Genomic DNA, 9,246 nt, shown 5'->3' on the forward strand with positions numbered 1-9,246 from the left:
TAAAATATTGCGTAAGTGTCGTGGGGCTGGCTGTTCGCACAATGCTCTGATGTCACAAGCTAATGCCTGAGCTGGACATGCTTTTTGGCGATAATATTTGGCGTAAGACTCTGATAAGTGTGCATGAGCAGAGTGTACAGCGTAAGGGTCAATCGTTTTTATCTTGTTTTCATAACGTTTGATGACTTGCTCCATCGCTTTTAATTCTTTTATTTGATGACTCATCATTGTTTTTTTTCGCATGCTAGCGGTTAATGGCTTTTTAATACAGCCAATAGCGGTGTGCAATGCAATTTTTAACCATAGATCCCAATCGGCGACTAATTTTATATTATGATCAAAGCCATCGAGTGCCAGATACAAATCGCGTCTGACCAGTACTGTTGAAGTACCTATTACATTTTCTGAGAAGATCGCGGCGGCACCTTTAGGGATAATGAATGCATCTTGGTTATGTTTAAGTGTTTGCTGTTTGAAATAATCACAGTGAGTAAAGCGATCGTGGGTAACTTCGCTTTTATCATTCATCTGTTCAAAATTAGTAAAGCTAATACCCAGTTGTGGGTTTTCTTCCATAAATGATATTTGTTGTTGTAACTTGTGTTGATACCAGAATTTGTCAGCATCTAGAAAAGCTATATAAGTACCGCTTGCTACTCGAGCTGCATGATTACGAGCTGTTGCACTGCCTTCTGAATCTAATTTCAACGCGATTATGTTATTGTATTGCCGACAAAGTTGGCATATCCATTCCCAGCTATTATCCGTTGAGCCATCATCAACAATAACGATTTCTATTTTGCTAATATCTTGTTGCCAAATACTCTCAATCGCTCGAGGTAGGGTAGAAAGGCAGTTTTTACTTGGAATAATGACACTCACGATTGGTTTCATATTCACCCCTACTTATCTATCAATTACAAATCCTTTGCATTAATAGTTAGCTTAGTCGATTTAATTAATAACGGCTGAGATGTTTCTAAATTTAATGACTATTATTATGGGAGATTATTTGATTACATTTAACCCATTGTTTTTATATGGTCTATTCTTGTTAGACGGAAAACTGATTACAGAGGATGTAATGATATGGATATGCTTGGTACATTCAAGTTGTGGTTAAAACATGATGAAAGTAGGCTAGCTAAAACATGTCATCGCTGTGCTCGTGGGGTTATGCATTTTTCAATTCCTGTCATTCCTATTTTACATCCTTTAATATTAAGAGCTCACCTCTTTATCTCCCAGATATTCACTAATATCTTTAGAATTTTCTATTGGACCCCCTTATTTAAAAGTCGACTATTGACGAGACCGCGTAATTTGTATTTGTATTCAGGAATGCCATTAGTGTTAGGGCATTTAACCATTGAAATGGGTGATAACTGCCGCATTTCAGGGATATCAACATTAAGTGGCCGAAGTATGAATGGGAAAGCGTCGCGTTTAGTCATTGGTAATAATGTGGATATCAATTGGCAAAACAATATTGCTGTCGGTGGCAATATTATTATTGAGGACAATGTCAGGTTAGCAGGGCGGGTATTTCTTGCCGGTTACCCCGGCCATCCTATTGATGCGCAAGCGCGTGCCGATGGATTACCAGATCTTGATTCGCAAGCCGGTGATATTATTCTAAAGCGAGATGTTTGGCTTGCAACGGGTGTCAGTGTCATGGCCGGAGTCACTATCGGTGAAGGTACTATTGTTGCTGCTGGTAGTATCGTGACACGTGATTTACCTGCGGGTGTTCTTGCTGGTGGCACTCCAGCTAAGGTAATAAAATCGCTATGAAAAATGCACAATGGATTGTATTTGGTGAAGATTGGGGACGTCACCCGAGCAGTACACAGCATTTAATGAAATGTATGACTAATCAACATCAAGTGTATTGGGTTAACTCAATTGGTTTAAGGCGACCAAGATTGAGAGATGGTAAACGTATCATCGAGAAGTTCAAACAGCTAAAACATGCCACAAGTAATGATTTTAATCAGGGTAATACTCAGCCAGTGTCGGGAAAGCAACCTTTGGGTATTCTTGCGCCCGTGGCCATTCCTTGGCCCGGTAGTTATATCGCTTATGTGGTTAATCGCTTGCTACTAACTTACCAAACGCGCGCGTTACTTGCTAAGCATAAAATTAAAGGAGAGGAACCAAGAATATTGTGGCTATCATTGCCGACGGGACGCTGTGTTATTGGCTCATTAGGAGAAGATATCGTTGTTTATTATGCGGGGGATGATTTTAGCGCATTAAACGGTGTTGATCATAAGCAAGTCAGCTTTGAAGAAAACGAGTTAGTTAAAAAAGCGGATATTATCTTTGTTGCGAGTGAAAATATAGCGCGGCACTTGCCCCAGGAAAAAACGTACTTATTACCACATGGTGTAGATTTAAAGCATTTTTCGTCAGTGTGTAAACGTCCTCACAATTACCCTGAATCAGATCTGGTTGTTGGTTATTATGGCAGTATTACCAGTTGGTTAGATTTTGAATTAATTCGGTTTCTTGCACAATCACGGCCGGATGTAACGTTTTTATTTATTGGCAGAATTGAAATAACTGATTGTGAACTATTCGAGTATAACAACATTATTCATTTGTCTGATATGCCTCACGAGCAACTTATTCAATACGCGGCAAATTGGCAAGTATCACTTATTCCATTTGTAGATAATGAACAAATTCGTGCATGTAACCCTTTAAAATTGAGAGAGTACCTCGCTATTGGGCATCCTATTCTAAGTACGCAATATCCTGCCGTGTTGCCGTTTAGGGACTGTATCTATGTTGCTGATGATAAATATCAAATGTTAGAACAATTAAATATAGCGCTGTTATTGTCAAATAAGAAATTGGCAAAATTAACAGCTCGATCTCGAAAAATGGTTGAATCTGCAACTTGGCAAGCCCGTTGTGAACTTGTTACGACGCTGCTGACCGAAAAACTGGCAATTAAAAACAGTCTGTAGCATCAAGAATAAATGTTTCACATCAAGAGTAGTGTGTCATATCAAGAGTAGTGTCTAGGGATAAAATATGAAAGGACTGATTCATTATAAATGTACTCGACTTCAACTGCTGATCATTCCGTTTGTGTTGCTTCACGGCTGTGCAACGGCACCAGAAGCAATCTCTATCCAAATGTCCGGAATGACACTTATAACGCCGCATGATAAACCCGCCCTGCAACCTAGAAAATTAAACTTTGTGTTTGCATATAAGCAAGTGAAACTGACGAAGAGTCAACGTAACCGGTTGCTTTATCTCTATGATTGGCAGCATGGCGCTATTATTAGCTATGGTAAAGCGAAAGCAGAGAGCGATTACGCATCGTTATCTATTGGCCATCAACGTGTGCAGTCCGTAGTGCAATCGCTCTCCGCAAATCAAGCGGTTATTCAGATTACCTTTGATCCACGTTTACCCATTGATTCAGTGCTGATTGAAGAAAAATTAATTAACAATAATAGGCTAATAACAAATGAAGCAATCGACTTGTTCGAAAATGCTAGGTTGTAAATATGGGCACCATTATTTGGGGGAATATTTATAGGTTTATCGAGATAATTTGGCGTCGGCGTTATTACCTTGGAATATCTATTATATTAGCGGTGTTGATTGCGTCATTAATTAGCATGGTGACACCAAAACGATACGGTTCACATACATCTATTTTGGTTCAGGAAAGTTCACTGCTAAATCCATTTTTGGAAGACTTATCCGTGTCTTTTAACCTTGAAGACCGCATGGTTGCATTACGGGTATTAGTACATAGTCGACATATATTATTTACAGTTGCAGAACAAAATGACCTCATAGATAAAAACAGTGATTATCGCGAAAGGGATTTGATTGTTAAAAAGCTATCAGGTGCGATCACATTAAAACTGTCTGGTGCAGACTTGGTTATAATAACGCTAACTTGGGATGTTCCCAGTCAAATGAAGTCGATTTTAAATTCTGTTAGTCAATTGTTCATTGATAGTTTAATGGCGCCGAGTCGTGCGTCAATCATTTCATCGGAGAAATTTTTACTTACGCAGTTAGAATTGAGGCGTGACAAATTAGTCGCAGCGGAAGAAAAAATGGCAGCTTTCCGTCGCCTACATCTCGGTGTTTTACCTGAGTTATTTATTCAAAATAACCAGACACTGTTTTCGATTTACAGTGCAATTAGAGATAAAGATATCGAATTATCAGGAGCTTATGGCCAGTTGAACAGCTTGAAGTTGAAGTTGGCTCAAACTAATCCCGTAATCGGTATTGTTGAAGAACAAATAGTATCAGTAGAAGCAAAACTGTCATTATTAAAAGCGAGCTATACCCGTAACCATTCTAAAGTACAATCCGTTGAATTACTGTTAAAGAATCTTAAAAACGAACAAAACAAATTACTCAGTAAAAATGTTGAATTTACTGACGAACAGCTAAACCAGTTATGGAATCTTGCTTCTGTACCTGACAGTGGTGATAGTGAGGGCAAAGCCCCCTCATTATTACTGTCTCAGTTAGAAAATCTACAAACGTCACAATCACGCGTCATTCAATTGGAAAATGAAATTGCAATGTTGCACCAACAATCTAAGCGTTTAACGAGTAATGTTGCAATGGAAGCCGATGTAGCTAAAGAGCTGAGTGCCCTAGAACGTGATTTGATTGTGAATACAAAATTGTATCACGATCTACTAAATCGTCATGAAATGGCTAAAGTTACTGGTGAGTTAGGTCGGCATGAAGAACCTGAAAAAATCAAAGTGATCGACATGCCTTTCACTCCCGGTTATCCCACAAATCTGTCTTTATCTCTGTATATCGTTATGGGCCTTATTGGCGGTATTGGGTGTGGTATTAGTCTGACTGTGGCTGCTGAATTATTAGATGATACGTTATGGCATATTAGAAATGTAAATGCATTTGATAATATAAATATCCTCGCGAGATTACCTTCGATTGATTATGAAAAGGACAGCGAAAATGAAAATAATGGTTGAAATAATCCAGCATCTAAAACCCGGTGGTATAGAAAAATTGGTTTTTGATATCATGCGTTTACAAGAATCTAATATCGAAGTGTATATCGTTGCTCTCGAAGGTGAAAAATCAGAGTGTTTGACTCACTGGCCGATATTGAAACGTTATCAAGAGCGGTTAATATTTTTGGACAAACAGCCTGGATTTAAACTTGTAACAGTAAGGCGCTTACGTAAAGTATTAATGTCATTGGATACTAATATTATCCATACGCATCATATCGGACCGTTACTTTATGGTGTAATGGCAACCTTAAGATTAACCAATATACAGCACATACATACAGAGCATGATGTGTGGCACTTACTTGATAATAAACAGTTACAGATGACAAAGTTAATGTTGCGATTGAATCATATTACCTTAGTCGCTGATGCTGCGACTGTTGGAACACAGTTAACACGAGTACTAGGTCGAGGTGTAGCCCCGGTGACGATTTTAAATGGCATTGATACCGAAAAATTTTCTCCGAGTTTAAATCACAAGCGTTATAAATATAGATCAAGGGTGTTCAAGATTGGCTGTGCAGCAAGATTAGTAACGGAAAAATCATTAGATATTTTGATTAAAGCGGTTGCTGATATACCTAATGTTGAGTTGTATATTGCTGGAGATGGCCCTGAAAAACAAAACCTAACCAATTTAGTGCAGGAATTAGACCTATCAACTAAAGTTAAATTTATTGGTTATACAGATGATATGGTTGGATTTTATCATCAATTGGATTTATTTGTATTAACCTCATCTAATGAGGGACTACCGCTGTCAATTTTAGAAGCGCAATCTTGTAACGTGCCTGTTGTCTGTAGTGATGTGGGCGCTGTGCATGAAGGCGTATGCAAACAAACTGGGCATTTAATTAAGCTAAATACTGTTAATGAATTTCACGTTGCGATCCAAGCGCAGATGAAACGTCGCACAGAGCATTATCCGCGCAATTTCATTACTAAGCACTTTGATATAAGAATGATGATTAAAGCTTATAATCAATTAATTAAGGAGTAGCTATGGATTGGCTTCTGTTTGGCTCTATCGTATCGATCAATTTATTTATCTATCATCATTGGGTTTACCCGAAGTTTTTGCAGTACTACGCAAAATCACGGCCTGTTGATGGCAGGGTTGATACATTTCAATCTCGCAATTACCTATCCAATGATGTAGATCGTGCTCTGCCTATTATCACTATTGTGATGCCTGTTTTTAACGAAGCTAAACATTTAGGCGCAAAACTCAGCAACTTATTAATGCTGGATTACCCTGCCGATAAGCTTAATGTGGTGCTCGGTTTTGATGGTTGCACTGATGATTCAGTTACTATTGCGAAGGAATATTTAAAACAATATCAATTACATAATGTAAATCTTGAATTAGATATTGCTGAAGAAAATCACGGTAAGGTGCATGTTATAAATAAGCTATTGATGCGCTATAAGTTAAAATCAGATATTTTAGTATTAAGTGATGTGAGTGCACTAATTTCGATTGATGCCATGCAAATATTTGCATATCGCATGGCCGAGGAAGGGGTGGGTGTTGTCACCGGAGATTACCAACTTTATGATCATGGTTCTAAAGGCGAGGCACATTATTGGAACTATCAACGTAACATTCGTCGAGCAGAAAGTATGACTGGTTCTATTATTGGCCCCCCTGGTGCTTTATATGCGATTAAAGCATCATTGTTCGAAGAGATCCCGGTTGATACCATTAATGATGATTTTGTTTTTCCAATGTTGCTAGTTAGCCGTGGTTATCGAGCGGTATTGGATGAACGTATTTCGATTATTGAAATGGAAGCAACAAATGAAGCTAGTGATTTTTCTCGTCGCACACGTATTGGTGCTGGCAATGTTCAACAAGTATTAAGATTACGCGGTTTGTTTTCATTTCAACATGGTTTGACTGGTTTTAATTTTCTCAGTGGTAAATTTTTACGCACGTTAATGCCCTTTAACTTATTAGCTTTATTTGTATTTACTGCTTTTTTAACAAATAGCAATTCAACGATTATTGCCAATACGGCTTGGTTTTTGTGGCTAGGGCAATGCTGCCTTTATGGTGGCTCTGCGCTGGGATTATTGTTTGATGCAGCACCGGTGAAACAACCTTGGGCATCTTTGTATTATATAGCTGTTGGGTACATGGCTAGTTTTTATGGTGGCATCCGCTACATTTTTGGTTTAGACCGTGGTACTTGGATCAAGATTAATACCGCACAAGCAACATCTGATTTTCAGAAGAAAAGTGTGGTTATACCTAAGCGTTTTTCAGATATTGTTATATCAATCTTTGCGCTGGCTATTTTCATTCCTATGGTGCCATTTATTGCGCTGGCGATTAAATTAAACTCAAAAGGACCAATTTTTTATCGTCAGCTTAGGGTGGGAGAAATTCGCAATGACTATGTTGAAGTATTTATGCTTATAAAATTTAGGACCATGGGCGTGGAGTGTGAGTCCAAATCGGGTCCTGTGTGGGCGCAGAAGCAAGACTCAAGAGTGACATCGGTAGGACGATTTTTACGTAAAACGCGAATCGACGAATTACCGCAATTGATTAATGTGTTGTTAGGAGATATGGCGATCGTCGGGCCAAGACCTGAACGGCCAGTATTTTGTGGTAAATTAGAAGAGAAAATCCCTTATTATTTAGAGCGTACAAACGGTGTTAGGCCTGGTATCACAGGCTTAGCTCAAATATCTCAAGGTGCAGATACATGTTTAGAAGATGTTCAAAATAAATTGTATTGGGATCATACATATGCTCTAAGCCTCACGAGTTTTACTCGTTGGCTCAAAGCAGATGTGATGATCATATTAAGAACATTTTTAACGATGGTGACGTTTAAAGGTCATTAATCGGCAGTTATTACTGCGCTATTTCCATTGTTGTATCTATTGTTGTATCTTCTGTAATTGGCTGCTCATATTTTCGTATTTGAATGAGCATGCCAAACATAGGGTGGTCAAGGTAATGTATTTCACCACTTCGAATCACACGAAGCTGCTGCATCGGATAACTATTCAAGAAAGGAACCGTTTTATCTTGAGGTTCGATCATTGTAGTTTCTTCAACCGTAACTGCACTGCCACTGTCATCGGTTAGTGAATTTTCGTCTTGAGCTTTGGCTGTATCGACGTTAACTTCCGCATTACTTAATACTACGTCGTCATGCTTAGCGGCTTTTGGCTCTAAATGAATACCTAATAATTCTAATAGGTCAACATTTTCAACATTCGTCGCTTGGTCTGATTCTTGTGATTCAGCTGTAATGCTTTCCTTCGCTTTGATGGTTTTAGTGCCTTCTTTACGCACAAATAGATTTGTTTTGGCATAAAGGTAATGCTCTAGATAAATGGTCAACTCACCGTCAATTTTCCAAACGGGTGCGGTTGGCTCTGTAGGCGTTACTGGAACTGCCATTGTATCTGTGATTGTTTGCGCATCATCTGCTTGTACATTGCTTGTTTGTACAATAACACCATCATTGATAGTTGTAGCGTTATCTAAATCAATCACATTTAGTTGATCGGTAGTATTGCGCGTCGAACCCGCAAGCTCAGCAGATACATCTAATGCGCTGATTTGTGTAACAACAGGTTCTATTTGTTGGGTGATTAGATCGCCATTTTGTTGATACTGTTGTTGATAATTGTGACCCGCAAACAAGCGAATAGGGACAGCTTCGTTGCGGTCTTTTGGCTGCATACGCCATGCTGAATGCAAAACAACATTATAATTAGCGTGATTGTTTAATGCAGTAAATTGCGCTGAAAGTTGTAATTCACTTGCTGGCACTATTTCTAGGGCTGGATCTTTAACGTTATCTTTTAAATTAGCACCATCGATAACCACATTTGTCGTTTCGATGATGTCCGCTTTTGTATCAACGCCTTGCAGCAGAGACTCGTCTCGATCAGCGCCGAAAACAGGTAAAGTTTGGCTATCATCAATAATGGTTGGTTGTAGACCGCCAGTTACGGCATTACTTTCGTCGGCTAACGCTAGCGTATTGATGCCGTGACTACCACTTGGAGTGATTAAATTATCGTCATTGATAAATAATGCCATCGGGTTCTTATTCTGTTTCGAATAAGTTGGATATAAAGACTGGTCCCAATGTTCTGTTACTTTGGCTGGGTTGATATTTCGCTCGAATAAAATGACTTCGACTTCAAACCAACGTTCTTGATCTGCCGCGCTCAC

The 9,246-nt window shown here is 38.8% G+C and carries 8 protein-coding genes; 6 read left to right on the forward strand and 2 right to left on the reverse strand.

Going from position 1 to position 9,246, the window contains the following annotated elements; all coding sequences use genetic code 11:
* Window positions 1–894, reverse strand: an 894-nt coding sequence (locus tag PE36_RS22990) for a glycosyltransferase family 2 protein (protein ID WP_006034516.1), incomplete at its 3' end; no start/stop codon positions are given.
* Window positions 895–1,341: 447 nt separating this feature from the next.
* Here PE36_RS22990 and PE36_RS24935 point away from each other — a divergent pair.
* The 6 genes from PE36_RS24935 to PE36_RS23020 all read left to right on the forward strand — a co-directional run bounded on the left by PE36_RS24935 (window position 1,342) and on the right by PE36_RS23020 (window position 7,898).
* On the forward strand, window positions 1,342–1,794 hold the full coding sequence (locus PE36_RS24935; protein ID WP_006034517.1) for an acyltransferase: 453 nt from the start codon (window positions 1,342–1,344) through the stop codon (window positions 1,792–1,794).
* Entirely contained in the window at window positions 1,791–2,975 is a 1,185-nt protein-coding gene (locus tag PE36_RS23000; RefSeq protein WP_006034518.1) for a hypothetical protein, read from the forward strand. The genes PE36_RS24935 and PE36_RS23000 overlap by 4 nt, the downstream gene beginning before the upstream one ends.
* 67 nt (window positions 2,976–3,042) lie before the next feature.
* Window positions 3,043–3,525 (forward strand): hypothetical protein, encoded by a 483-nt coding sequence (locus tag PE36_RS23005; RefSeq protein ID WP_006034519.1) that lies wholly within the window; start codon window positions 3,043–3,045, stop codon window positions 3,523–3,525.
* A gap of 2 nt (window positions 3,526–3,527) precedes the next feature.
* Window positions 3,528–4,997 (forward strand): chain length regulator (capsular polysaccharide biosynthesis), encoded by a 1,470-nt coding sequence (locus tag PE36_RS23010; RefSeq protein WP_006034520.1) that lies wholly within the window; start codon window positions 3,528–3,530, stop codon window positions 4,995–4,997.
* A complete protein-coding gene (locus tag PE36_RS23015) occupies window positions 4,981–6,042 on the forward strand; it encodes a glycosyltransferase (protein ID WP_006034521.1) in 1,062 nt (353 codons plus the stop codon). Before PE36_RS23010 ends, PE36_RS23015 begins: the two co-directional genes overlap by 17 nt.
* A 2-nt stretch (window positions 6,043–6,044) precedes the next feature.
* A complete protein-coding gene (locus PE36_RS23020) occupies window positions 6,045–7,898 on the forward strand; it encodes a sugar transferase (RefSeq protein ID WP_006034522.1) in 1,854 nt (617 codons plus the stop codon).
* A 10-nt stretch (window positions 7,899–7,908) separates the two neighbouring features.
* On the opposite strand, the gene PE36_RS23025 is transcribed toward PE36_RS23020, so the two are convergent.
* Window positions 7,909–9,246: CsiV family protein (locus PE36_RS23025; RefSeq protein ID WP_006034523.1), on the reverse strand; the 1,338-nt coding region annotated here is incomplete at its 5' end.

Source organism: Moritella sp. PE36 (assembly GCF_000170855.1).
Classification (GTDB): Bacteria; Pseudomonadota; Gammaproteobacteria; order Enterobacterales; family Moritellaceae; genus Moritella.

Bases quoted from the DNA above. Each gene is read 5' to 3' on its own strand.
- PE36_RS24935 (WP_006034517.1), top strand. From the start codon at position 1,342: ATGCCATTAGTGTTAGGGCATTTAACCATTGAAATGGGTGATAACTGC.
- PE36_RS23000 (WP_006034518.1), top strand. From the start codon at position 1,791: ATGAAAAATGCACAATGGATTGTATTTGGTGAAGATTGGGGACGTCAC.
- PE36_RS23005 (WP_006034519.1), top strand. From the start codon at position 3,043: ATGAAAGGACTGATTCATTATAAATGTACTCGACTTCAACTGCTGATC.
- PE36_RS23010 (WP_006034520.1), top strand. From the start codon at position 3,528: ATGGGCACCATTATTTGGGGGAATATTTATAGGTTTATCGAGATAATT.
- PE36_RS23015 (WP_006034521.1), top strand. From the start codon at position 4,981: ATGAAAATAATGGTTGAAATAATCCAGCATCTAAAACCCGGTGGTATA.
- PE36_RS23020 (WP_006034522.1), top strand. From the start codon at position 6,045: ATGGATTGGCTTCTGTTTGGCTCTATCGTATCGATCAATTTATTTATC.